The sequence below is a fragment of the Sphingomonas sp. genome (assembly GCF_036387595.1).
Lineage (GTDB): Bacteria > Pseudomonadota > Alphaproteobacteria > Sphingomonadales > Sphingomonadaceae > Sphingomonas.
Window position 1 is genome coordinate 21,043 of record NZ_DASVTL010000089.1, and the last position, 23,909, is coordinate 44,951.

General features: G+C 66.0%; 21 protein-coding genes and 1 tRNA gene. 5 read left to right on the top strand and 17 right to left on the bottom strand.

Translation table 11 applies throughout. The features are described from left to right. Positions 1-322: 322 nt before the first annotated feature. Both VF643_RS10540 and VF643_RS10545 read right to left on the bottom strand, forming a co-directional pair. Positions 323-739: a nuclear transport factor 2 family protein gene (locus VF643_RS10540; RefSeq protein WP_331043347.1), complete on the bottom strand. Its 417-nt coding sequence runs from the start codon at positions 737-739 to the stop codon at positions 323-325. Further along, a complete protein-coding gene (locus tag VF643_RS10545; protein ID WP_331043348.1) occupies positions 736-2,340 on the bottom strand; it encodes a GGDEF domain-containing phosphodiesterase in 1,605 nt (534 codons plus the stop codon). The genes VF643_RS10540 and VF643_RS10545 overlap by 4 nt, the downstream gene beginning before the upstream one ends. A 121-nt stretch (positions 2,341-2,461) precedes the next feature. Here VF643_RS10545 and moaA point away from each other — a divergent pair, with 121 nt between their 5' ends. From moaA to VF643_RS10565, 4 genes are all read left to right on the top strand, one after another. Beyond that, complete coding sequence (gene moaA / locus VF643_RS10550; RefSeq protein ID WP_331043349.1) at positions 2,462-3,496, top strand: GTP 3',8-cyclase MoaA; 1,035 nt, start codon at positions 2,462-2,464, stop codon at positions 3,494-3,496. 24 nt (positions 3,497-3,520) lie between these two features. Next, on the top strand, positions 3,521-4,297 hold the full coding sequence (locus VF643_RS10555) for an NAD kinase (protein ID WP_331043350.1): 777 nt from the start codon (positions 3,521-3,523) through the stop codon (positions 4,295-4,297). Between the two features lie 162 nt (positions 4,298-4,459). Next, positions 4,460-4,534 (top strand) — tRNA-Asn (locus tag VF643_RS10560). Positions 4,535-4,690: 156 nt separating this feature from the next. Next, complete coding sequence (locus VF643_RS10565; RefSeq protein ID WP_331043351.1) at positions 4,691-5,305, top strand: CC0125/CC1285 family lipoprotein; 615 nt, start codon at positions 4,691-4,693, stop codon at positions 5,303-5,305. Between the two features lie 60 nt (positions 5,306-5,365). On the opposite strand, the gene secA is transcribed toward VF643_RS10565, so the two are convergent. Both secA and VF643_RS10575 read right to left on the bottom strand, forming a co-directional pair. Continuing rightward, positions 5,366-8,104 carry a preprotein translocase subunit SecA gene (secA, locus tag VF643_RS10570; RefSeq protein ID WP_331043352.1) on the bottom strand — a complete coding sequence of 913 codons (2,739 nt, stop codon included), beginning with the start codon at positions 8,102-8,104 and terminating at the stop codon, positions 5,366-5,368. 80 nt (positions 8,105-8,184) lie between these two features. After that, the gene (locus VF643_RS10575; RefSeq protein ID WP_331043353.1) at positions 8,185-8,439 is read right to left on the bottom strand and encodes a hypothetical protein; all 255 of its coding nucleotides are present in this window, start codon (positions 8,437-8,439) and stop codon (positions 8,185-8,187) included. Between the two features lie 128 nt (positions 8,440-8,567). On the opposite strand from VF643_RS10575, the gene argJ reads away from it, so the two are divergent. Further along, positions 8,568-9,788 (top strand): bifunctional glutamate N-acetyltransferase/amino-acid acetyltransferase ArgJ, encoded by a 1,221-nt coding sequence (gene argJ, locus VF643_RS10580; RefSeq protein WP_331043354.1) that lies wholly within the window; start codon positions 8,568-8,570, stop codon positions 9,786-9,788. Between the two features lie 154 nt (positions 9,789-9,942). Here the strand turns inward: argJ and VF643_RS10585 are convergent, their stop codons facing one another. The 13 genes from VF643_RS10585 to VF643_RS10645 all read right to left on the bottom strand — a co-directional run. Continuing rightward, entirely contained in the window at positions 9,943-10,227 is a 285-nt protein-coding gene (locus VF643_RS10585; RefSeq protein WP_331043355.1) for a DUF1467 family protein, read from the bottom strand. Between the two features lie 3 nt (positions 10,228-10,230). Beyond that, complete coding sequence (locus tag VF643_RS10590; RefSeq protein WP_331043356.1) at positions 10,231-11,868, bottom strand: ribonuclease J; 1,638 nt, start codon at positions 11,866-11,868, stop codon at positions 10,231-10,233. Positions 11,869-11,922: 54 nt separating this feature from the next. After that, the gene (locus VF643_RS10595) at positions 11,923-12,720 is read right to left on the bottom strand and encodes a type III pantothenate kinase (protein WP_331043357.1); all 798 of its coding nucleotides are present in this window, start codon (positions 12,718-12,720) and stop codon (positions 11,923-11,925) included. A 29-nt stretch (positions 12,721-12,749) separates the two neighbouring features. Continuing rightward, positions 12,750-13,508, bottom strand: coding sequence for a biotin--[acetyl-CoA-carboxylase] ligase (locus tag VF643_RS10600; protein ID WP_331043368.1), 759 nt, complete (start codon positions 13,506-13,508; stop codon positions 12,750-12,752). 44 nt (positions 13,509-13,552) lie between these two features. Then, on the bottom strand, positions 13,553-14,998 hold the full coding sequence (nuoN, locus tag VF643_RS10605; RefSeq protein ID WP_331043358.1) for an NADH-quinone oxidoreductase subunit NuoN: 1,446 nt from the start codon (positions 14,996-14,998) through the stop codon (positions 13,553-13,555). Then, positions 14,995-16,527, bottom strand: a complete 1,533-nt coding sequence (locus VF643_RS10610; protein WP_331043359.1) for an NADH-quinone oxidoreductase subunit M — start codon at positions 16,525-16,527, stop codon at positions 14,995-14,997. Before VF643_RS10610 ends, nuoN begins: the two co-directional genes overlap by 4 nt. A 7-nt stretch (positions 16,528-16,534) precedes the next feature. Beyond that, complete coding sequence (gene nuoL, locus VF643_RS10615; RefSeq protein WP_331043360.1) at positions 16,535-18,613, bottom strand: NADH-quinone oxidoreductase subunit L; 2,079 nt, start codon at positions 18,611-18,613, stop codon at positions 16,535-16,537. A gap of 4 nt (positions 18,614-18,617) precedes the next feature. Beyond that, positions 18,618-18,923: an NADH-quinone oxidoreductase subunit NuoK gene (gene nuoK / locus VF643_RS10620; RefSeq protein ID WP_331043361.1), complete on the bottom strand. Its 306-nt coding sequence runs from the start codon at positions 18,921-18,923 to the stop codon at positions 18,618-18,620. 46 nt (positions 18,924-18,969) lie between these two features. Then, a complete protein-coding gene (locus VF643_RS10625; RefSeq protein WP_331043362.1) occupies positions 18,970-19,581 on the bottom strand; it encodes an NADH-quinone oxidoreductase subunit J in 612 nt (203 codons plus the stop codon). Between the two features lie 165 nt (positions 19,582-19,746). Then, entirely contained in the window at positions 19,747-20,232 is a 486-nt protein-coding gene (nuoI, locus tag VF643_RS10630) for an NADH-quinone oxidoreductase subunit NuoI (protein ID WP_331043363.1), read from the bottom strand. Continuing rightward, positions 20,232-21,377 carry an NADH-quinone oxidoreductase subunit NuoH gene (gene nuoH, locus VF643_RS10635; protein WP_331043364.1) on the bottom strand — a complete coding sequence of 382 codons (1,146 nt, stop codon included), beginning with the start codon at positions 21,375-21,377 and terminating at the stop codon, positions 20,232-20,234. The genes nuoI and nuoH overlap by 1 nt, the downstream gene beginning before the upstream one ends. A 43-nt stretch (positions 21,378-21,420) precedes the next feature. Continuing rightward, a complete protein-coding gene (nuoG, locus tag VF643_RS10640; protein WP_331043365.1) occupies positions 21,421-23,415 on the bottom strand; it encodes an NADH-quinone oxidoreductase subunit NuoG in 1,995 nt (664 codons plus the stop codon). 247 nt (positions 23,416-23,662) lie between these two features. Then, on the bottom strand, positions 23,663-23,909 hold a 247-nt coding region (locus tag VF643_RS10645), incomplete at its 5' end, for an NADH-ubiquinone oxidoreductase-F iron-sulfur binding region domain-containing protein (protein ID WP_331043366.1).

Below are 23,909 nucleotides of genomic sequence, written 5' to 3' on the forward strand. Positions count from 1 at the left end.
TCACAAGACCGATGACAAAGGTTCGACTCGCGCCTAGCACATAATCACTGGCACACAGGCAACGGCCGTGGTTCGGGGACAAGCCTTTCCGCTCCGCTCCAAAGGAGCACGCGAGCGAAGGCGAATAATGGGGGCTGACGAGCGATCGTCACGCAGGCGCCCGGATCGGAAACGATCCGGGCGTTTGCTTGTCCGCCGTCTATCAGCTCGACTTGGCGGGCATCGACGAAGACATGGGAGCTTCCGACTTCACATGTCCCCGCCGATACTACCGGCGATAACTATGCGGCCGTAGCGATGAACGGATGCTTACCGCCGCGGATCAACTGCTATGATCGGTCAGGATGCGCCAAGCGTTTCCTTGCCGCTCGAACACCAGTGTCGTCATCCCGCTCTCGGTGACGGCACCCCCGCTCAACGTCCAGCGTGCGAACAGGATGTGGTGACGCGGGTCGACGGCGCGATGGCCGAGCATGCGAAAGGACAGGGTGCCGCGGCGGTTCCGGCCATCTGCGAAACTGGCACGATAGCGATCGGCGATGGCGGCCTTGCCGGTCACGAGGCCCTTGGGCGTCACATAGGTCGCGTCGTGCGCATAGACCTCCATGAAGCGCGCCAGGTCGCCCGCGTTCCATCCCGCAGCACTGGCGGCCATCGCTGCCTCGATACCGCTCGGTGAAGTCGCCGGCGCGGCTGCGACAACTGGCAAGGCCGCGGCTGCAGCCAGAAAAACCATCATGTGCGATCCTCCACCAATCGTGCGAGCGCGGCGCCGTCGATCGGCCCGGCGCAGAGAAAGCCCTGATAATGGCCGCAGCGTTCCTCCGCGAGCAGATCGCGCTCGGCCTGCGCCTCCACGCCTTCGGCCATCACCGCAAGCTCCAGCGCATCGGCCATCGCGATTATGCCGCGCACCACCGCCAGTCCTCGCGTCGAATCGACGATGTCGTGGATCAGCGATCGGTCGATCTTCAGCCGGTCGAGCGGCAATGCCTTCAGATAGGCAAAGCTGGCGTAGCCCGTGCCGAAATCGTCGATCGCGACCCGTATGCCCGCATCGCGCAGCACCGACAGCGCCGCGGCGGCGGCGACCAGGTCGGCGATCAGCGCGGTTTCGGTGATCTCCACGGTCAGCCGTTCAGCTGCGAAGCCACTGGCGGCAATGCGCGCCAGCAGCGCCTGTGCAAACCCCGGCCGCGCGATGTCGGCTGCGGTCAGGTTCAGCGAAAGATCGAGGTGAGATAGGTTTTCGGGCCACGCAGCTGCCTGTCCCAGCGCCAGCGCCTGGATATGGTCCGACAACGCCAGCCCCAGATCGGCCCGATCGGCGGCGGCGAAGAGCGGGTCGGCACCCAGCGCGCCGAGCGAAGGATGATCCCAGCGGGCAAGCGCCTCGACCCCGGTGATGCGATCGTCGGCGATCCGCACCTGCGGCTGAAAGAGTATCGCGATCTCGTCGCGTTCGATCGCGCGGTGCAGGTCGATCGCAAGCGACGCGATTGGGGCGGCGCCGTCCGGTCCGGCGACATGCACCGTCGCGCCGTCGCTCGCCCGACTTTCCGCCAGCGCGCCCGCCGCGCGATCGAGCAGCCGCGCAGCATCGTCGCCGGTTTCGCGCGCCGCCACCCCGAACCGTGCACCGAGCACGGCAAAGCCATCGCCGACGGGAAAGGGGGTGGCGAGCGACTCCTCGAGTCGCGTGGCCACGTCCCTCGCGGCGCCAATGCCCGCGACCAGGAAGGTCGCACCAGGCATGCGCGCGACGTGCGCACGCGTGAACGCTCCGGCGGCAACGCGGCGGATGCGGAGTTCCGCAACCGCCAGAAGGGCGTCACCCGCTGGTCGCCCGTAAGCCGCGTTGACGATGTCGAAGCGCGATAGCGACACCGCTACCACATGATCGGCGGTGTGCGCTTCGATCCACGTCAACGCGGCGGCCGTGTCGGGCGACGTTTCGCCGCCCCGCCGATCGCCACCACGCGACCAGCGCGCGGCGAAGTGCAGCGCATCGTCGATCGCCAGGTCGTCGGCAGGGTCGCCCAGAAAATGGGTCGCCCCGGCAGCGTGAAACAGCCGAGCATCATTCGCGGGGGCGAGTGCAAGCAACGCCATCCCGCGATCCGCCAGCCGTTTGACCGCCGCGAGCGCACCCTCCCGACGGTCGCGCGCGTCGATCAGCACGATTGTACCGCCTTCCCCCGTCCCGATCGCCTCCTCGGGCAGGAGTTCGGCAGCGGGCCATGAAGGCAAACGGGGCACCTGCACGCCTGCCAATGCCACAACGACCACCCGCGGCATGCCAGACAAGGCATCGTCTCGGAGCGTGGCGACAGGCTGCATTGCCAATGCCTAAGCGTCGAGCCGCAATCCGGCAACGGCAGTCGTTCAGTGTCTTGGCCAGATCTTGGAACACGCCGGGGTGACGGGGGTTGTTCCCCCGCATGCCACGCCTTAGGTCTCGATGATGGCGCGCACGTCACCTCCAGCTGTACTCAGCGCGCCGTCGACGACAGGGCTGATCGACGCCCACGGGCGGACGATCCGGTATCTGCGGATATCGGTTACTGATCGCTGTGACCTGCGCTGCCGCTATTGCATGGCCGAGGCGATGACCTTCCTGCCGCGCAGCGCGCTTGCCAGTCTGGAAGAGATCGCGCTCATTGCGGAACGCTTCATCGCACGCGGGGTGACCAAGATACGGCTTTCGGGCGGCGAGCCGCTGGTCCGGCGCGATGTCGGCGAACTTGTCGCCCGGCTGGGCGGCCACGTCGGCGCAGGGCTGGACGAACTGACCATGACCACGAACGGGACGCGGTTGCGCGCACATGCGCCGGCGCTGGCGGCGGCAGGCATTCAGCGATTGAACGTCAGTCTCGACAGCCTGAAGCCTGATCGGTTTCGCTTCATCACGCGGCACGGCGATCTGTTGCAGGTTCTCGACGGGATCGACGCGGCGCGGGAGGCCGGCCTTGGGGTCAAGATCAATGCGGTAGCCCTGAAGGGGCTGAACGAAGACGAGCTCGGCGACATGCTGGCCTGGTGCGTGGACGAGGGCCATGATCTGTCGCTGATCGAGACCATGCCGCTGGGCGCGATCGACGAGGATCGGGTCGATCGCTTCCTGCCGCTGACCGGGGTGTTCGAGACGCTGGCGGCGCGCTTCCCGTTGGTCCGCGACTCGCACCGCACCGGCGGCCCCGCCCGTTATTGGCGCGTGGAGGGCAGCACGACGCGGCTGGGCCTCATCTCTCCGCTGACCGCCAATTTCTGCGACGGGTGCAACCGCGTCCGGCTGACCACCGAGGGCAAGCTCTACATGTGCCTGGGCCACGACGATCAGGTTGATCTGAAGGGCGTGCTGCGCGACCGCGGCGTCACGGCGCTGGACGACGCCATCGACTTGGCGATCGCTGCCAAGCCCGCCGCCCATGATTTCCGCATCGGCATTGGCGAAGGCCCTGCGGTGACCCGACACATGAGCGTCACCGGTGGATGATTTTCGCCAGATGACCTATGCCACATGATCTATGAACGCCGGGCTTTGCTGGCCTCGCCGACTGCACCCGCACAGGCGGCGGCGGCTGAACTGGCCGATGCCGCCGACTGGGTAGATGCAGAGGAGGCCGATGTCGTCATCGCCCTGGGTGGCGACGGCTTCATGCTCCAGACGCTGCACGCGATGCTCGAACGGCGCAAACCGACCGTGCCGGTGTTCGGGATGAACCTGGGCACAGTCGGTTTCTTGATGAATGAATGGCGGTATCACGGGCTCGACGATCGGCTGGCGCGCGCCAAGTCGTTCAAGGTGACGCCGCTACAGATGACCGCGACCGGGATCGACGGGCGCATCCATCAGCTGCCCGCGATCAACGAAGTGTCGCTGCTGCGCGAGACGCGGCAGACGGCCAAGTTGGAAGTGACGGTCAACGACCGCATCGTGCTGCCCGAATTGGCGTGCGACGGCATTCTCGTCGCCACCCCGGCCGGCTCCACCGCCTACAATCTGTCTGCGCAAGGCCCCATTCTGCCGCTCGGCTCCGCGCTGCTGGCGCTGACACCGATCAGCCCGTTCCGGCCGCGACGCTGGCGCGGCGCGATCCTGCCTGACAAGGCGCGGATCGCGATCCGGGTGCTCGACCCGGCCAAACGCCCCGTGTCCGCCGTCGCCGATCAGCGCGAGATCCGCGACATTGCCCATGTCGAAATCTGCATGGACCGTGCCCGCGAACTGACCCTGCTGTTCGACCCCGAACATGCGCTGGACGACCGGATCACGATGGAACAGTTCATCGGGTGATGCGCAGGGCGGCCCGCCGCCAAGCAGCGGGACTCGCCCCAGCACGGTCGGCCGGGCCAACGGCCAGGACCGACGGCGCGGCTTTGCCGTGACGTGCCACATGCCACCCGCCAGGGGTTGCATCCTGAAATCGCAGCGGTATAGACCCCGGCACGGCATCATTCCCTGATAGCTCAGCGGTAGAGTAGGTGACTGTTAATCACTTGGTCGTTGGTTCGAATCCAACTCAGGGAGCCACCGTCTGACGGTGATAAGCCGCAGCGTTTCGCTCTTACGTATCGATCTGCACGCGAACATTTCGTCGCGGGATCGAACCTGTTCATCGCTCGTTCCAGATCAAGGTGTTACGGCGATTCGTGTTCGCCGCAGGTGCCGCGAATGGAGATGATGGACATGATGACTCTTGGTCGCAAGGCCGTGCTCGCCGCGCTGGCGTCGAGCACATTGATGGTCGCGGGATGCGCGACCGAAACTACCTATCGCCCCGCTACCGGAATGGGCTTCAGCCGGACCGGCTATAGCGAACGGCAGGTCGAGCCTGACCGGTTCCTGGTCAGCTTCGCTGGCAATACCGTGACGTCGCGCGATACCGTCGAGCGCTATCTGCTCTTCCGCGCCGCCGAACTGACGTTGCAGCAGGGCTTCGATTATTTCGTCACGGCCGAACGGGATACCGATCGGCAGTCACGGACCTATACTACGCCCGGCGTCGGCTATGGCTGGGGCGGCTTCGGCGGCTATTGGGGTCCGTCGTGGAACTTCTATGGTCGCGGTTATGGATGGCGGCGCTTCGGCGGCGGCTTTGGTTACGGTGGCTATGGTGGGTTCGGCGGTTTCGGGGGCTTTGGCGGATTCGGCAACGACTTCGACATCCGCACCGTCGACCGTTTCGAAGCGACCGCCGAGATCGTGATGCGCAAGGGACCGATCCCGCGCGACAACCTGCGCGCCTTCAACGCCCGCGCGGTGGTCGACAGCATCGGCCCGAGCGTCGTGCTGCCGAAATAGGCTTGGCCTATTCGAAATGAGAGGGGCCGGATCGCGATAAGGCGATCCGGCCCCTTTTTTTTACACCGCGCCGTGGCAGTGCTTGTACTTGCGTCCCGATCCGCACGGGCATGGCTCGTTGCGGCTCACCCGCCCTGCCCAGTCCGCCGGATCGTCACCCAGATCGCCCAATTGCGGCTGAACCATCTGGAGCGGGGGCAGCCGCGTCTGGATCAGCCCGCGCGTGCCCGCGTCGATATCGCGCGAATTGTCCTCGCCGGTGAACGGGTCGAAATGGGTCGTGATGAAGTCCGGCAGTTCGGGGAGTTCGGGTAGCGGCTGCATCTGGAACCGCGCATGCGCGATCGTGCGCGTCACGTCCTCGCGGATGGTGTCGAGCATCCGCTGGAAAAGCGAAAACGCCTCCTGCTTATATTCGTTGATCGGTGTCTTCTGCGCATAGGCGCGCAGGTGGACGACCTGGCGCAGCGCGTCGAGCGTCGCCAGATGCTCCTTCCAATGATGATCCAGATTTTGGAGCAGGATCGACTTTTCCACTGAAATCCAAGTTTCCGGCTCCAGTTCGCCCGACTTCTCCTCGATGGCAGCGTCGGCCGCGGCGCGGACGCGCTCCTCGACGATCTCGGGGTCGATCGCCTCCTCCTGCATCCAGTCGTCGATCGGCGGCTCCAGGTTGAGCGTCTCGGCCAGCTTTTCCTTCATCCCCGCGATATCCCATTGCTCGGGGTAGGAATTGGGCGGGCAGGCGCTGCCGACGATCGCGTTGACCGTCTCGGCACGCATATCGGCGACCATCTCGTCCACCGCCTCGGCATCCATGATATCGGCGCGCTGTTCGTAGACGACCTTGCGCTGGTCGTTCATCACGTCATCATATTCGACGACCTGCTTGCGGATGTCGTAATTGCGCGCCTCGACCTTTTTCTGCGCGGTCTCGATCGCCTTGCTCAGCCACTTGCTGCCGATCGCCTCGCCATCCTCGATGTTGTTGCGCATCATCTTGGCGAACAAGGTGTCGGGGCCAAAGATGCGCAGCAGGTCGTCGTCCAGGCTGAGGTAGAAGCGGCTCAGCCCCGGATCGCCCTGGCGCCCCGAACGGCCGCGCAGCTGGTTGTCGATGCGGCGGCTCTCGTGGCGCTCGGTGCCGAGCACGAACAGCCCGCCCGCCGCCAGCACCGCGGCCTTTTCGGCGACGATCTCCTCGCGGATCGTCACCGCGCGCGCCTCGTATTCGGGCGTGCCCTCGACCAGTTCGGGATGTTCGTCGAGCATGCGGAATTCCAGATTGCCGCCGAGCTGGATATCGGTGCCGCGCCCCGCCATGTTGGTGGCGATCGTCACCGCGCCGATCCGCCCGGCCTGCGCGACGATATGCGCCTCCTGCTCGTGATAGCGCGCGTTCAGCACCTTGTGCGCGACGCCGTCCTTCTGGAGGAATTCGCTGAGCATTTCGGACTTTTCGATCGACACCGTGCCGACCAGCACCGGCTGGCCCTTTTCGGCATGTTCGCGGATGCGCTTGGCGATCGCGGCGAACTTGTCCTGGGTGTCCTTGTAGAATTCGTCCTCTTCGTCGACGCGGCGGACGGGCACGTTCGTTGGGATGGTGACGACGTTCAATCTATAGATGTCGTAGAATTCCGCCGCCTCGGTCGCCGCAGTGCCGGTCATGCCGCCGATCTTGGGGTACATGCGGAAATAATTCTGGAAGGTGATCGACGCCATCGTCTGGTTCTCGGGCTCGATCTCGACGCCCTCCTTCGCCTCCACCGCCTGGTGCAGCCCCTCCGACCAGCGCCGCCCGTCCATCATCCGGCCGGTGAATTCGTCGATGATGATGACCTTGCCGTCCTTGACGATATAATCGGTGTCGGCCTTGAACATCATGTTGGCGCGCAGCGACTGGTTCAGGTGATGGACCACCTGCGTATTCTCGAAATCATAGAGGTTCGCGCCTTCGAGGAGTCCTGCATCCTCCAGCATCCGCTCGACCTTTTCGGTGCCGTCCTCGGTCAGCACGATCGACTTCTGCTTTTCGTCCTTCTCATAGTCGATGGGGTCGAGCCGCTTCACCACCGCATCGACCTGCATATACAGTTCGGACTTGTCGTCGGTCGGGCCGGAAATGATGAGCGGGGTGCGCGCCTCGTCGATCAGGATCGAATCGACCTCGTCGACGATCGCGAAGTTGAACGGCCGCTGCGTCATCGACGCGCGCTCGTATTTCATGTTGTCGCGCAGGTAATCGAAGCCGAATTCGTTGTTCGTGCCATAGGTAATGTCCGACGCATAGGCCTCGCGCCGCTGCTCGTCGGTCAGGTTCGGGATGATGACGCCGACGCTCAGTCCCAGGAAGCGGTAGACCCGGCCCATCCACTCGGCATCGCGCGCCGCCAGATAATCGTTGACCGTCACCACGTGGACGCCCTCGCCCGGCAAGGCATTCAGATAGGTCGCCAGCGTCGCGACCAGCGTCTTGCCCTCGCCGGTGCGCATCTCGGCGATCTCGCCGCGGTGGAGGACGATGCCGCCGACCATCTGGACGTCGTAATGCCGCTGGCCCAGCACCCGGCTCGCCGCCTCGCGCACCGTCGCAAACGCTTCGGGAAGCAACGCATCGAGCTTCTCGCCCTCGGCCAGCCTCGCGCGAAAACGCACGGTCTGCTGCGCGAGATCGTCATCCGACATCGCCTGCAACGTGGGTTCGAAACTCGCGATCTTCGCAAGCGTCGGGTTGAGCGACTTGACGTAACGGTCGTTGGACGACCCGAAGATCGACTTGGCAAGGCCACCGAACATGTAGGGATTCCTGAATTACGGGAGACTGGCGGCGCCGCACATCGCGCACCGCATGGCATGAAAGATCGGCGTAGCGGCGGCTATTCGCGCCGACGGTTCGCCCAGAGGGGCTCGGCGTCCGAAACAGCCACCGGCTCACCCGCCAGCTCAGCCACCGCGCGAAGCACGGGCACCGTCGCCATCGGCCGCAGATTGACGGCCCGTTGCGCAGGCGCCAGCGCAAGTGTCACGACACTCCGCTCCGCCACCGTGTGAGCCGCGCTGGAGACGCGGGCACTCGCGCCCGCGCCGGTCAGCGCGGACAGCAATACGGAGAGAAGGAGGAGCAACCTCATCGGACACGCGACATAGGGATCGTACCGGCTGACGTCCACCGGCTAGTGATCGCCGCGCTGTTCTGCGGGACGATCGTCGCCCCGCCCGCCGGCTGGCCTTGCGGATCGACTCATCGTATCGGCGCGTCATGCAACGCTCCCCCCTCGCTCTGCCCTTTCCCCTCCTGCCGCCGATCACGGGTGTCGACCTCCGCGTCGCTCGCGCGCGCTACAAGACCTGGGACCGCTGTGACCTGACGTTCGCGGTGCTGGCGGAAGGCACGACCATCGCCGGCGTGCTGACCCAAAGCCGTTGCCCCTCCCCCGAAGTCGAATGGTGCCGTGCTGCCATGACGCTGGGGCAAGCGCGCGCGCTGGTCGTCAATGCGGGCAATTCCAACGCCTTCACCGGCGGGCGCGGGCGGGCAGCGGTGGAAGCGATTGCGGCGCGAGTGGCGGGGTATCTGGGGTGTCAGCCTTCGGACGTGTTCGTCGCCTCGACCGGGGTGATCGGCGTGCCGCTGCCGGTCGACAAGGCCGAGGCGGGCCTCGATGCCGCCTTCACCGCCGCCCCCTGCGGCTGGGAGGACGCCGCCGCGACGATCATGACCACCGACACCTTCGCCAAGGGCGCGACCGCCGCCGCGATCGTCGACGGGCGCAAGGTGACGCTGAACGGCATCATCAAGGGATCGGGCATGATCGCGCCGGACATGGCGACGATGCTCGGCTTCGTCTTCACCGATGCCGCTGTTGACCCGGCTTTCCTCCAGCGCGCCATGACCGCGGCAAACGCGACCACCTTTTCCTGCATCACGGTGGATGGCGACACCTCGACCAGCGACACCGTGCTCGCGTTCGCGACGGGCAAGGCCGGCAATGCGCCGCTGATTGACGACGACAGCATCGGCGCGGACGCTTTCCGAGCGGCGCTGGCCGATCTGTGCCACCAGCTCGCGCTCCTGGTCGTGCGCGACGGCGAAGGCGCGTCCAAGCTGATCGAGATCGCGGTAACGGGCGCCGAAAGCGATCGTAGCGCGCATCGCATCGCGATGAGCATCGCCAATTCGCCCCTGGTGAAGACCGCAATCGCGGGCGAGGACGCCAATTGGGGCCGCATCGTCATGGCGGTGGGCAAGGCCGGCGAACCCGCCGAACGCGACCGGCTGTCGATCCGCTTCGGCGACGTCCAGGTCGCGCGCGAGGGCTTGGCGGTCGAAGGGTATGACGAGGCCCCGGTCGCCGCGCATCTGAAGGGCAGCGAGATCGCGATCGGCGTCGATCTGGGGATCGGCGAGGGATCGGCGACGGTGTGGACCTGCGACCTGACCCACGGTTACATCGCCATCAACGCGGATTACCGGAGTTAAACTATCTTCGATCCTCCCCGCAAAGCGGGGAGGGGGACCAGCCACAGGCTGGTGGAGGGGGCTATCCGCCGGTGGATCGCCTGTTGCGAACCCCCTCCACCCCTCGCCTTCGGCGAGCGGTCCCCCTCCCCGCGGAGCGGGGAGGATCGAAGAGTCACTCCGCCGCCGCTACGTTCGCGCGCCCGAACAGGTCCACCGTCTGCGGCGTGATCCAGCCGTAGGTGTAGTTGAGCAGGAACAGCCCGAAGAGGATCGTCGCGACGATCGTCACCCGCAGCGCGAGGCGCCCGGCGCGAAACTCGTGCGGGGCGCTGTCCGCCTGGCCGGGCACGTGATCGCCCCCGGCTTCGCGCGTGGTGCGGACGCCGAACGGCAGGACGAGAAACACCGAAAACGACCAGAACAGGACGTAGATCGCGAGCGCCGACGTCCAACGCACCGATCAACCCTCGATCACCAGCACGTCGACGATCGGCTTCTTGCCCGTCCACTTGGTCGCAACCTTGCGCACCGAAAGCCGCACGTCCTCACGCAGCCGGTCGATGCCGCGGCGGCTGCCGTCCACCGCCTTGGCCGCGGCATCGGCGGCTTCCGCGATGAAAGCGTCGCGCTCGTCCTCGACGGGCACGCCCTGGACGCGGACCACCGGCCGGCCGACCGAACGGCCGCCCTTGCCCAGCGCCACCGCGACCGAGATCTGGCCGTGCAGCGCGATGCGGCGGCGCTCGTTGATCGTCGATCCGTCCGACGGCAGGATCACGTCGCCATCGAGCACCAGCCGCCCGACCACGGCGTTGCCGACCTTGACCGCGCCCTTGGGCGCCAGCCGGACGATATCGCCGTCACCCTGCACCAGCGCGCGAGGAATACCCTGCGCCAGGCCGTAGCGGGCATGCTCCATCATGTGGCGCATCTCGCCGTGAACCGGGATCAGCACGTCGGGACGAATCCATTCGTACATCTGCGCCAGTTCGGGGCGGCCGGGATGGCCGGAGACGTGGACGTGCGCCTGGCGCTCGGTCACCATCTCGATGCCCTTGGACGCCAGGATGTTTTGGATACGCCCGATCGCGACTTCGTTGCCGGGGATCTGCTTGGACGAGAAGATCACCGTATCGCCCGATTCCAGCGCGATCGTGTGGCTGCCGTCGGCGACGCGCGCCAGCGCAGCGCGCGGCTCGCCCTGCCCGCCGGTGGCGACGATCAGCACCTTGTTCTTGGGCAGCCGCATCGCGGTGTCTGGGTCGATCGTGTCGGGGAAATCCTTCAGGTAACCCGTCGCGCGCGCCACCTTCAGGATGCGGTCGAGCGAGCGCCCGGTGACACACAATTTGCGCCCGGTCTCGCGAGCGACCTCGCCCAAAGTATGCAGCCGGGCGGCGTTGGAGGCGAAGGTGGTGACGAGTACGCGCCCCTTTGCCTTGGCGACCGTCTCGGCCAGCCCGCGGCGCACGGTGCTCTCGGAACCCGATGCCTCGGTGTTGAACACGTTGGTCGAATCGCAGACCAGGATATCGACGCCCGCATCGCCGATCGCGGCCAGCTGTTCGGGGCTGGCGGGGTTGCCGATGACCGGGGTCGCGTCCAGCTTCCAGTCGCCGGTGTGGAACACGCGGCCGTGCGGCGTGTCGATCAGCAACGCGTTCGCCTCGGGAATCGAATGCGACATCTCGACGAAGGTGAAGCCGAACGGCCCGAGCTGGAAATTGCCGCCCATCGGAATCATCTTCAGCTTGACGCGGTTGGTGATCCCTTCCTCGTCCAGCTTGCCGCGGATCAGCCCCATCGTGAACGGGGTGGCGTAGATCGGCACGCCCAGATCCTCGGCCAGATACGGCAGCGCGCCGATATGATCCTCATGCCCGTGGGTGATGACGATGCCGAGCAGATCGTCGATCCGCTCCTCGATGAACGCCAGATCGGGCAGGATCACGTCGATGCCGGGATAGGCCGGGTCGGCGAAGGTGATGCCGCAATCCACCATCACCCATTTGCCCTGGGTGCCATAGAGATTGACGTTCATGCCGATCTCGCCGGAGCCGCCGAGCGCGCAGAAAAGAAGTTCGTTCTTGGGAGTCATATATACTTTCGAGTAGGATTTCGGTCGGTCAGCAGGCCGGAAGCGGCGCGACCGTTATACAGGTATATGGGCGCGTTCGCACATGATCGCCAGTCCCTGGATCGTCAGGTCGGGTTCGATATGGTCGAACACCTGCGTATGGCGTTCGAACAACGTCGCCAGCCCGCCGGTGGCGATCACCTTCACCGGGCGGCCGACCTCGGCCTTCATCCGCGCGACAAGCCCCTCGATCATCGCGATATAGCCCCAGAAGATGCCGATATGCATCTGATCGACGGTATTGCGGCCGATGACAGTCGCGGTTTGCGGCGCCTCTATCGCGATCCGCGGCAATTTGGCCGCCGCGGTCACCAGGGCGTCGAGCGACAGGTTGATGCCCGGCGCGATGATCCCGCCCTTGTACGCGCCCGAGAAATCGCTGAGATCGAGTGTGGTGGCGGTGCCGAAGTCGATCGTGATGAGGTCGCCGGCATGCAGTGCGTGCGCCGCGACGGTGTTGACCGCACGGTCGGCGCCCAGCGACTGCGGCTCGGCGACGTCGATCGCCATCGTCCAGTCGAGCGGCGGCTTGCCGGCGATCAGCGCCTCGACCCTGAAATATTTGGCGCTGAGCACCTGGAGATTGTGGAGCGCGCGCGGCACGACGGTGGCGATCGCCACCGCGCTCACCTGCGACCGGTCGTATCCCTCGATCGCGAGCAACTGGGTCAGCCACACCGCATATTCGTCGGCGGTGCGGCGCGGATCGGTCGCGATCCGCCAGCGCGCCTTGATAGTCCGCGCGCCATGCGAGTCCCTGGCAACGAGCGCGAAGACGACATTGGTGTTGCCGGCGTCGATCGCGAGCAGCATGCGGCAGACCCTTGTTAAAAGCAGGAACGTTAAAGCAGGAAGACGTCGGCGGCGTGAATGACACGCCGCTCGCCGCCACCCAAGCGCAGAATCAGCGCACCGTCGGCGTCCAGCCCGTCGAACAGCCCGTCGATCGCGTCGCCACCGGGCAGCCGGGCGGTGAGCGCGGTGCCGGGCGGATGCGCACGCTCCAGCCAGCGGGCGCGCACCGGCGCCAGCCCTTCGCCGCGCCAGCGCGAGAGCCAGCGCGCGAAGCATTCGGCGAGCGTTTCGAGGAAGGCGGCGGGGGTGACGTCCACCCCATAGGCCGCGAGGCTGGTCGCCGCGCGATCGGGCAGGTCGGGATGGTGCGCGAGATTCACGCCGATGCCGATCACGACGGCATCCTCGGCACGCTCCAGCAGGATGCCGCTGAGCTTGGCGCCGTCGAGCAGCAGGTCGTTCGGCCATTTGAGTTGAAGCAGCGCATCACCCTCACCCTTCCGGCGCTGCGCGCCTCCCTCCCTCTCCCGCCGGGAGAGGGAAGGGGCCCGCCCGGCGCAGCCGGGTGGGAAGGGTGAGGGTGGGTGGGCGAGATACGCCCACACCGCCTCCTCCACCGCCACCGCCGCCACCAGCGCCAGCGTCGCCGCAGCCGGATCGGTCGGCCGCAACCGCACCAGCGTGCTGGCATACAGATTGCCCACAGGCGATACCCACGCCCGCCCCTGCCGCCCGCGCCCCGCGCTTTGCCGGTCCGCGCGCAGCCAGGTTCCCTCGCCTGCGCCCGTGCGCGCCGCGGCGAGCATGTCGGCGTTGGTCGACTTCGTCTCCGCGACCGCGCGTATCTCGCTCAGAACAGCGCCTTCGCCGCAGCGGTCGTCCACACGCCCAGCAGCGGAATCGCCAGATAGCCGAGCGGCGAGACGAACACCGCCGCGGCGACCAGCACGCCGCCCTCGACCACGTCCCGGCTCCTGCCATAGGCCGGCGCGGGATCGTCGAAGTACATCGTCTTGACGACGCGCAGGTAATAATACGCACCGATCACCGATGCGGCGATGCCGATCGCCGCCAGCGGGAACAGCCCCGCGGCGACGGCGGCCGAGAACACCGCGAACTTGGCGTAGAAGCCGAACAGCGGCGGGATGCCCGCCAGCGAGAACATGAACATCGCCATCGCCGCCGCCAGCCCCGGCTGGTTGCGCGACAGGCCGGCGAGGCTCGCCAGCGATTCGATCGGCTGCCCGTCCTCCCCGCGCATCCGCAGCACGACCAGGAAGCTGCCGAGCGTCATCGCGATATAGATCGTCATGTAGATCAGCACGCTGGCGACGCCCGCGGGCGTCCCCGTCGCCAGGCCGATCAGCGCGAAGCCGACGTTGTTGATCGACGAATAGGCCAGCAGCCGCTTGACGTTGACCTGCCCGATCGCCCCCACCGCGCCGAGGATGATCGAGGCGAGCGCGGCGAAGATCACGATCTGGCGCCACTCGCCGGTCGCCGGTCCCATCGCCTCGATCGCGACGCGCACCGCCAGCGCCATCGCCGCGACTTTGGGAGCCGAGGCGAAGAAGGCGGTCACCGGCGTCGGTGCGCCTTCGTAGACGTCCGGGGTCCACATGTGGAACGGCACCGCCGAAATCTTGAAGGCAATCCCTGCGAAGACGAACACCAGCCCGAACAGCAGCCCGAGCGAGTCCGCGCCCGCATAAGCGTCCGCGATGCCGGTGAAGCCGGTCGTGCCCGAAAAGCCATAGACCAGGCTGATACCGTAGAGCAGGATGCCGCTGGCGAGCGCGCCCAGCACGAAATACTTCAGCCCCGCCTCGGCCGATCGCTGATCGCGGCGCATGAAGCTGGCGAGCACATACGCCGCCAGGCTCTGCAGCTCCAGCCCGACGTAGAGGGTCAGCATGTCGCTCGCCGACACCATCATCCCCATCCCCGCCGCCGACAGCAGCAGCAGCACCGGATATTCGGGCTTCAGGTCGTCGCCCGCCGTGCGCGCGAAAAAGCCCGGCGCGATGACGATGGCAACCGCCGTGCCGAGGAAGATCAGCACCTTGGCGAAGGCCGCAAAGGCATCCGCGCGGTACAGCCCGGCAAAGGCGTCACCGCCATAGGAAGCAGGCCCGGCGAGCGCGACGCAGGCACCCGCCAGCACGAAGACCGACGCGATCGAGATGGCGCGGGTCGCTCCCTGACCGCCCCAGGCGGCGGCGAGCATCAGCACGACCGCGCCGAAGCCCAGGACCAGTTCGGGCAGGACCATCGCGAGATTGGCGGAATAGCTCATCGATGCGCCTCCGCGGGGCCGTTTACATGGAGCGCAGGCGCACGGCCAGCGGTAGGCACCGAGTCACTGCGCGGCGCCGCCCGGTCGATCCGCGCGAGCAGCACGCCGACGTCCTTGCGCATCGGCGCGAGGAAGCTCTCCGGATAGACGCCCATCCACAGCACGACCGCGGCGATCGGGGCGAGCAGCCAGACTTCGCGGCTATTGGCATCGGCCATCGTCCGCACCTCCTCCGACTTCACCTCGCCGAACACGACGCGGCGGTAGAGATAGAGCATATAGGCCGCGCCAAGGATGATGCCGGTCGTGCAGAGCAGCGCCGTCCAGGTCGAGACGTGATACGCCCCCATCAGCGCGAGGAATTCGGCGACGAAGCCGCTGGTGCCCGGCAGCCCGATGGACGCCATCGTGAAGAACAGGAACAGGATCGCATAGCGCGGCATCGTGATCGCCAGCCCGCCGTAGCGCGCGATCTCCCGCGTGTGCAGCCGGTCGTAGATCACGCCGACGCACAGGAACAGCGCGCCGGACACCAGCCCGTGGCTGAGCATCATCAACATCGCGCCTTCGATGCCCTGGCGGTTGAACGCGAACAGCCCGATCGTCACGATTGCCATGTGCGCTACGCTCGAATAGGCGATCAGCTTCTTCATATCCGCCTGCACCAGCGCGACCAGGCTGGTGTAGATCACCGCGATCGCCGACAAAGCGAAGATCAGCCAGGTCAGCGCGCCGCTCGCCTCCGGGAACATCGGCAGCGAGAAGCGCAGAAAGCCGTAGCCCCCCAGCTTCAGCAGCACGCCCGCCAGGATCACCGATCCCGCGGTCGGCGCCTGGACGTGCGCATCGGGCAGCCAGGTGTGGACCGGCCACATCGGCATCTTGACCGCGAAGGACGCGAAGAACGCCAGCCACAGCCATGTCTGCGCCTCAGGCGCGAAGTCATACGCCTGGAGCGCGGGAATGCTCGACGTGCCAGCTTGTCCCACCATGTAGAGCATCGCGATCAGCATCACCAGCGAGCCGAGCAATGTGTAGAGGAAGAATTTGTAACTCGCGTAGATACGGTTCGCGCCGCCCCAGATGCCGATGATGAGGTACATCGGGATCAGGCCGGCTTCGAAGAACAGATAGAACAGGAACATGTCCTGCGCCGCGAAGGTGCCGATCATCAGCACCTCGGTCAGCAGGAACGCCGCCATATATTCGGGCACGCGGTTCGTCACCGACCGCCAGCTCGCGCCGATGCAGACGGGCATCAGGAACACGCTGAGCATGATGAGCATCAGCGCGAAGCCGTCCACCCCCAAGTCCCAGGCGAAGAAACCAAAGCGCGGACCGTGCTCGACTAACTGCCACTGGGCGCCGCCGACGTCGTAGGTCGCCCACAGGACGATGCCGAGCGCCAGATCGACCAGCGTCGCGGCCAGCGCCATCCGCCGCGCATTGGCCGCATCGGCGAACAGGCACGCGACCGCGGCCAGCGCGGGAACGCCGAGCATCAGGGTGAGGATCGGATATTCTAACATTGGGCGATCACCGCGAGATCGCCCAGGTCAGCGCGGCGGTCAGGCCGATCAGCATGACGAAGGCATAGGTATAGACATATCCCGTCTGGAACCGCACCGCCGCCCGACTACCCGCCTGGACCAGCCAGGCCGAGCCGTTCGGCCCGAAGCGGTCGATCGTCTTCTCGTCGCCGCGGTGCCACAGCAGCCGGCCGATCGCAAAGGCGGCGCGCACGAAGAGCAGGTCGTACAGCTCGTCGAAATACCATTTGTGGAGCAGCATGCGGTAGAGGATGCGGAACTGGTCCGCCACCGCCGCGGGGAAGCCGGGGCTGCGGATATAGGCGTACCACGCGGTCACCAGCCCGATCAGCATCGCGATCGTCGCCGACAGCTTGATGAACAGCGGCACGCCGTGCATTTCGTGCATCAGATGCTCGCGGAACGCGATCGCGCCGCGCCAGAATTCGGCACCCGCCTCCGGCTCGATGAAGGCGCCGTGGAACACGAACCCGGCCGCGACCGCGCCGACCGACAGCAGCAGCAGCGGGACCAGCATGGCGAGCGGGCTTTCGTGCGGGTGATAGCCGCCGGTGCCGGCCGGCACCGCTTCGGCGCCGCGCGCATGCTCGTCCGGCTCGCCGCCCGCGGTCTCCTGCGCCGCCGTGCCATGATGCGCCTGGGTCGCGTGATCGTGCGCATCATGAAGCGCGTGCCGGATATGCTCGGACGCCGCCCAGCGCGGATCGCCCCAGAAGGTCAGGAACATCAGCCGCCAGGAATAGAAGCTGGTCAGCAGCGCGACCAGCGTACCGACGAACCACACCCCCGGCTCGCCCGCCGCCCAGCTCGCCTCGATGATCGCGTCCTTCGAATGGAAACCCGCAAAGCCGATCGCGGCATTGCCGAAGATGCCCGGAATGCCGACGCCGGTGATCGCCAGCGTCCCCATCATCATCGTCCAGAAAGTGACGGGTATGCTTTTGCGCAGGCCCCCGTAGAAGCGCATGTCCTGCTCATGGTGCATCGCATGGATCACCGACCCCGCGCCCAGGAACAGCAACGCCTTGAAGAAGGCGTGGGTGAACAGATGGAACATCGCCGCGCCATAAGCGCCGACGCCCGCTGCGAAGAACATGTAGCCGAGCTGCGAGCAGGTCGAATACGCGATCACGCGCTTGATGTCGGTCTGCACCAGCCCGACGGTGGCCGCGAACAGGCAGGTCGCCGCGCCGATCGTCGTCACCACGCCCAGCGCCACCGGCGACGTCTCGAACATCGGCGACAGGCGGCACACCATGAACACGCCCGCGGTGACCATCGTCGCTGCATGAATCAGCGCCGACACCGGCGTCGGCCCCTCCATCGCATCGGGCAACCAGGTGTGCAGCCCCAATTGCGCCGACTTGCCCATCGCGCCGACGAACAGCAGCAGGCACAGCACGGTCATCGTATCGAAGCGCGCACCCAGAAAGCCGATCGTCGACCCCGCCATCCCCGGCGCAGCGGCAAGGATCGCGGGGATCGACACGGTGCCGAACACCAGGAACGTCCCGAAGATGCCGAGCATGAAGCCGAGATCGCCGACGCGGTTGACCACGAACGCCTTTATCGCCGCGGCATTGGCGCTGGGCTTGCGGAACCAGAAACCGATCAGCAGATAGCTGGCGAGGCCCACGCCCTCCCAGCCGAAGAACATCTGGACGAGGTTGTCCGCGGTCACCAGCATCAGCATCGCGAAGGTGAACAGAGACAGATAGGCGAAGAAGCGCGGCTGGTCCGGATCTTCCTCCATATAGCCCCAACTATAGAGGTGGACGAGCGCCGAGACGCTGGTGATGACCACCAGCATGACCGCGGTCAGCGCATCGACGCGAAAGCCCCAGTCGACGCGCATGTCGCCGCTGACGATCCATTCCAGCACCGGCTGCACGCTTGCCGTACTCGTCCCGGAAAGGAAGCCGAGAAAGATCACCCAGGACAGCGCCGCCGCCACGAACAGCGCCGCGGTGGTCACGACCTTGGCCGGGACCGCGCCGATGGCCTTGTTGCCCAGCCCGGCGACGATCGCGGCCAGCAGGGGCAGGAAGACGATTAACAGGATCACGCCGTCACCCCTTCATCCGGTTGACGTCGTCGACCGCGATCGTGCCCCGCCCGCGGAAATAGATGACCAGGATCGCCAGCCCGATCGCCGCCTCGCCCGCCGCGACGGTCAGCACGAACATCGCGAACACCTGACCGACCAGGTCGTTCAGATAGGCCGAGAAAGCGACGAAATTGATGTTCACCGCCAGCAGGATCAGCTCGATCGCCATCAGGATGACGATCAGGTTCTTGCGATTGAGGAAGATGCCGAGCACCCCCATCGTGAACAGGATCGCGGCGACGACCAGATAATGGATCAAACCAATCACGTGCGAAGCACTCCGCGAACCCGTCTGTCCTGAGCCTGTCGAAGGATCACAGATCCATCCCCTGCCCGACCGGCGGCTGCATGTTGCGGGTCGCGTCCTGCGGTCGCCGCGCATTCTGGCGGCTGATGTTCTGGTAGCGCGCGCCGCTGCGGTCGCGGTGGGTCAGCACGATCGCGCCGATCATCGCGACGAGCAGCACGAAGCCCGCGGCCTCGAAGATGAAGAGATACCGAGTATACAGCAGGTCGCCGATCGCGCGGATGTTCGGCACCGTCGGATCGACCGGCGCGGCACGGCGCGCCAGCGCGACCCCGCCCAGCCGCCAGGCGCCGATCGCCACCATCACCTCGGCCGCCAGGGCGACCGCGAGCGCCAGCCCGATCCCGGCATAGCGCGCGACCCCCGCCCGCATCGTCGCGAAATCGACGTCGAGCATCATCACGACGAAGAGGAACAGCACCGCGACCGCGCCGACATAGACGATCACGAGCAGCATCGCGATGAACTCCGCCCCGACGAGCACCATCAGCCCGGCGGCGTTGAAGAACGCCAGGATCAGCCACATCACCGAATGCACCGGGTTGCGCGACGAGATCGTCATCGCCGCGGAAACGATGACGACGACCGCGAAAAGATAGAAGGCAATGGCCTGGATCACGCGCTTCTACCTCCCCGGAACGGGGAGGGGAACCGCTCGGCGCTAGCCGAGTGGTGGAGGGGCAGTTCCAAGCGGGTCGCGCGTGGCTGCCCCTCCGTCGCGCCTTCGGCGCGCCACCTCCCCGTTCCGGGGAGGAATTGATCGGTGAGAATCATCCCGAGCCGCCTAACGATACGGCGCATCGGCGGCAAGGTTCGCTGCGAGCACCCGCTCCCAGCGATCGCCGTTATCGAGCAGCTTGGCCTTGTCGTAGATCAGCTCTTCGCGCGTCTCGGTCGAATATTCCAGGTTCGGACCTTCGACGATCGCGTCGACCGGACACGCCTCCTGGCACAGACCGCAGAAGATGCACTTGGTCATGTCGATGTCGTAGCGCGTCGTCCGCCGCGATCCGTCGTCGCGCGGTTCGGATTCGATCGTGATCGCCAGGGCCGGGCACACCGCCTCGCACAATTTGCACGCTATGCACCGCTCCTCGCCATTGGGATAGCGGCGCAGGGCATGCTCGCCGCGGAACCGCGGCGACACCGGGTTGCGCTCATAGGGATAGTTGATCGTCGCCTTGGGCTTGAAGAAATACTTCAGCGTCAGCGCGTGCGCCTTGAGGAATTCCCAAAGCGTGTACGATTTGATGATCTGCGCGAGGCTCATCAGCGGTCCATTTCAGAAACGGTAGTTGCCACGCAGCCTGCTGGGTAACCAGGCCCGGTGACGAGCGCCGTGGAGACCGCGGCGCGTGGCGTATGGCCGGGGCACGGCACCCGCATGAACATCAGCACACCCGACACCAGAAACACCCAGAACAGCGACACCGGCAGGAATATCTTCCACCCCAGCCGCATCAGCTGGTCGTAGCGATAGCGCGGCACCGTCGCCTTCACCCAGCTGAACAGGAAGAAGAAGAAGAACATCTTGGCGAACAGCCAGATGATCCCTGGCACGACATACAGCGGCGCCCAATCGACCGGCGGCAGCCATCCGCCCCAGAAGAGCGTCGCGTTGAGCGCGCACATCAGCAGCACATTGGCATATTCGCCGAGCCAGTAAAGCGCGAAGGACATGCTCGAATATTCGGTCTGATAGCCGGCGACCAGTTCCGATTCCGCCTCGGTGAGGTCGAACGGCGCGCGCTGCGTCTCGGCGAGCGAGGAGATGAAGAACATCACCGCCATCGGGAACAGCAGCGGATTCAGGATGAAGCCGTTGAAGATCCAGACGTGCGATTTCTGCGCCAGCACGATCGCGGACAGGTTGAAGCTGCCCGCCCACATCACGATCGAGATCAGGATGAAGCCGATCGCGACTTCGTAACTCACCATCTGCGCCGCGGCACGCAGCGCCGAATAGAAGGGGTATTTCGAATTCGACGCCCAGCCCGCCAGGATGATCCCGTAGACGCCGAGCGACGACGCCGCGAGCACGTAGAGCAGCCCGACGTTGATATCAGCGAGCACGACGCCGGCCGAGAACGGCACCACCGCCCATACGATCAGCGCGACCGTGAAGGTGATGATCGGCGCGATCAGGAACAGCGCGCGGTTGGCGGCCGAGGGGATGATGGTTTCCTGAAGGAACACCTTCAGCCCGTCGGCGAAGCTCTGCAACAGCCCGAACGGCCCGACGACGTTCGGCCCGCGGCGCAGCGCCATCGCCGCCCAGATCTTGCGATCGGCATAGATTATCATCGCCACCGCCAGCATCAGCGGCAGCGCGATGACCAGGATGCCGACGATCGTCGCGGTGAACCACGCCCAGCCATAGGACATGCCTACGGTGGTATTGAAGAAGTCCGTCATTCGCAAACTCCTCCCCGTGCCGGGGAGGACTTCAGGAGAGCCATCATTCCGCCGCCTCCGCAAATTCTTCACCGTGCAGCAATTCCGCCGAACAGCGCTGCATCGTCGGCGACGCGCGGCAGATCGCGTTGGTCAGGTAGAAGTCCCGGATCGGATAGTCCTCGATCGCGCCGACGGCGGTCGCATCGAGCGCCGGCGGGTTCCAGTCGAAGGTGACGAGTCCGGTATGCCGCAACGCCGGCACTTCGCCCGCCATCGCTTCGCGCAGCCCCGCCAGGCTGTCGAACGGCAGCGTGTGGCCGAGCCGCTCCGACAGCGCGCGCAGGATCGTCCAATCCTCGCGCGCGTCGCCCGGCGGGAACACTGCCCGCTCGCCGCGCTGTACCCGGCCTTCCAGATTGACCCACGTCCCCGATTTCTCGGCATAGGTCGCGCCCGGCAGGATCACGTCGGCGTGTGCCGCGCCGCGATCGCCGTGGTGGCCGATATAGACCTTGCACCCGGCGAAGGCGGCATAATCTACCTCGTCCGCGCCCAGGAAGAACGCCAGCTTCGCATCCGCGACGTCGGCGATGCCGCCGCCTTGCGCGTAACCCAGCATCAGCCCGCCCATCCGCGCCGCCGCCATGTGCACGACGTTATACCCGTTCCAGTCCTCTCGGACGAGGTTCAGCGTCTGCGCCAGCTTCAGCGAAGCGCCATGCCCGCCCTTCAGCGCGCCGCCGCCGACGATCACCATCGGCCGCTCGGCCTTGGCGAACGCCTGCGCGACATGCTCCGGCAGCGATCCCATCAGCGACAATTCGCTGCCGAGCCATTCGACCTTATAGGTCAGGTCGGTCTCCGCGCCGATCGCGAACACCTTGGCGCCGCGCTTGATCGCCTTGCGCACCCGCGTGTTCACCAGCGGCGCTTCCCAGCGCAAATTGGTGCCGACCAGCAGGATCGCGTCGGCGCGCTCGGTCCCGGCGATCGTCGTGTTGAAACTCACCGCGCCCAAAGACGACGTGTCATACGCCATCCCGGTCTGCCGCCCTTCGAGCCGCGTCGATCCCATCGCGCGCGCCAGCACCTTGGCCGCATACATCGTCTCGCAATCGACCAGATCGCCCGCGACCACGGCGACGCTATCGCCCGCCCCTACCGCCGCGATGGCGGTAAAAGCCTCGTCCCACTTCACCGCCACCAGCTTGCCGTCGCGGCGCACATAAGGCTTGTCGAGTCGCCGCCGGACGAGTCCGTCGACATGGTGGCGCGTCTTGTCGCTCGCCCATTCCTCGTTCACGTCCTCGTTGATCCGCGGCACGCAGCGCATCACCTGGCGCCCGCGGCTGTCGAGCCGGATATTGGTGCCGACCGCGTCCATCACGTCGATGGTCAGCGTCTTCTTCAATTCCCAGGGCCGCGCCTCGAACGAATAGGGTTTGCTGGTCAGCGCGCCGACCGGGCACAGATCGACGACGTTGCCGCTCAGCTCGCTCGTCACCGCCTTTTCCAGATAGGAGGTGATCTGCATGTCCTCGCCGCGGAAGATCGCGCCGATCTCCTCGACGCCGGCCACTTCCTCGGCGAAGCGCACGCAGCGGGTGCATTGGATGCAGCGGGTCATGATCGTCTTGACGATCGGCCCCATATATTTCTCGGTCACCGCGCGTTTCGGCTCGTCGTAGCGCGAACGCCCGCGGCCATAAGCGACCGACTGGTCCTGCAAGTCGCACTCGCCGCCCTGGTCGCAGATCGGGCAGTCAAGCGGATGGTTGATGAGCAGGAATTCCATGATGCCCTCGCGGGCATGCTTGACCATCGGGGACGTCGTGAAGACCTCCTGATTGTCCGCCGCAGGCAGCGCGCAACTCGCCTGCGGCTTGGGCGGGCCGGGCTTCACCTCGACCAGGCACATCCGGCAATTGCCCGCGATGGACAGCCGCTCGTGATAGCAGAAACGCGGGATTTCCTTCCCCGCGATCTCGCACGCCTGGAGCACGGTCGCACCCTGCGGAACCTCGACTTCGACACCGTCAACTTTCAGCTTAGGCATTAGCGCCAGCCTTGAATGCTAGTGGGTGTAATCAGCGACGGACGTGCTGAAGTGCCGTCCTCACGCTCCATCCAGAGATGCCATCCGGCGCGGAGCTTGTCGGTGACCGCAGTCTCATCTGCAACATGCTCACGAGCAGACCACTTCTGAGCGTCCGTAACAGCCGCTCGATCCGTCATCGCAATGCCCCGACCCAATTCGGTATATGGGCGGTAAGCACGACTTAGCTTGTCTGTACGTGTCAGCCTCACTCCGCCGCCTCCTGCATAGGCGTCAGATCACCGCCGCCACGCTCGACTATGCGCCGCTCCATCTCCGGCCGGAAATGCTTGATGAGCCCCTGGATCGGCCACGCCGCGGCATCGCCCAGTGCGCAGATCGAATGGCCCTCGACCTGTTTGGTCACCTGTTGGAGCATGTCGATCTCGCCGATCTCGGCGTCGCCGGTGCGCATCCGCTCCATCACCCGCCACATCCAGCCGGTGCCCTCGCGG

What these genes read in the sequence shown, in the direction of transcription:
- VF643_RS10540 (WP_331043347.1), bottom strand. Translation starts at nt 739, where the DNA reads ATGATGGTTTTTCTGGCTGCAGCCGCGGCCTTGCCAGTTGTCGCAGCC.
- VF643_RS10545 (WP_331043348.1), bottom strand. Translation starts at nt 2,340, where the DNA reads ATGCAGCCTGTCGCCACGCTCCGAGACGATGCCTTGTCTGGCATGCCG.
- moaA (WP_331043349.1), top strand. Translation starts at nt 2,462, where the DNA reads ATGATGGCGCGCACGTCACCTCCAGCTGTACTCAGCGCGCCGTCGACG.
- VF643_RS10555 (WP_331043350.1), top strand. Translation starts at nt 3,521, where the DNA reads ATGATCTATGAACGCCGGGCTTTGCTGGCCTCGCCGACTGCACCCGCA.
- VF643_RS10565 (WP_331043351.1), top strand. Translation starts at nt 4,691, where the DNA reads ATGATGACTCTTGGTCGCAAGGCCGTGCTCGCCGCGCTGGCGTCGAGC.
- secA (WP_331043352.1), bottom strand. Translation starts at nt 8,104, where the DNA reads ATGTTCGGTGGCCTTGCCAAGTCGATCTTCGGGTCGTCCAACGACCGT.
- VF643_RS10575 (WP_331043353.1), bottom strand. Translation starts at nt 8,439, where the DNA reads ATGAGGTTGCTCCTCCTTCTCTCCGTATTGCTGTCCGCGCTGACCGGC.
- argJ (WP_331043354.1), top strand. Translation starts at nt 8,568, where the DNA reads ATGCAACGCTCCCCCCTCGCTCTGCCCTTTCCCCTCCTGCCGCCGATC.
- VF643_RS10590 (WP_331043356.1), bottom strand. Translation starts at nt 11,868, where the DNA reads ATGACTCCCAAGAACGAACTTCTTTTCTGCGCGCTCGGCGGCTCCGGC.
- VF643_RS10595 (WP_331043357.1), bottom strand. Translation starts at nt 12,720, where the DNA reads ATGCTGCTCGCGATCGACGCCGGCAACACCAATGTCGTCTTCGCGCTC.
- VF643_RS10600 (WP_331043368.1), bottom strand. Translation starts at nt 13,508, where the DNA reads ATGCTCGCCGCGGCGCGCACGGGCGCAGGCGAGGGAACCTGGCTGCGC.
- nuoN (WP_331043358.1), bottom strand. Translation starts at nt 14,998, where the DNA reads ATGAGCTATTCCGCCAATCTCGCGATGGTCCTGCCCGAACTGGTCCTG.
- VF643_RS10610 (WP_331043359.1), bottom strand. Translation starts at nt 16,527, where the DNA reads ATGTTAGAATATCCGATCCTCACCCTGATGCTCGGCGTTCCCGCGCTG.
- nuoI (WP_331043363.1), bottom strand. Translation starts at nt 20,232, where the DNA reads ATGAGCCTCGCGCAGATCATCAAATCGTACACGCTTTGGGAATTCCTC.
- nuoH (WP_331043364.1), bottom strand. Translation starts at nt 21,377, where the DNA reads ATGACGGACTTCTTCAATACCACCGTAGGCATGTCCTATGGCTGGGCG.
- nuoG (WP_331043365.1), bottom strand. Translation starts at nt 23,415, where the DNA reads ATGCCTAAGCTGAAAGTTGACGGTGTCGAAGTCGAGGTTCCGCAGGGT.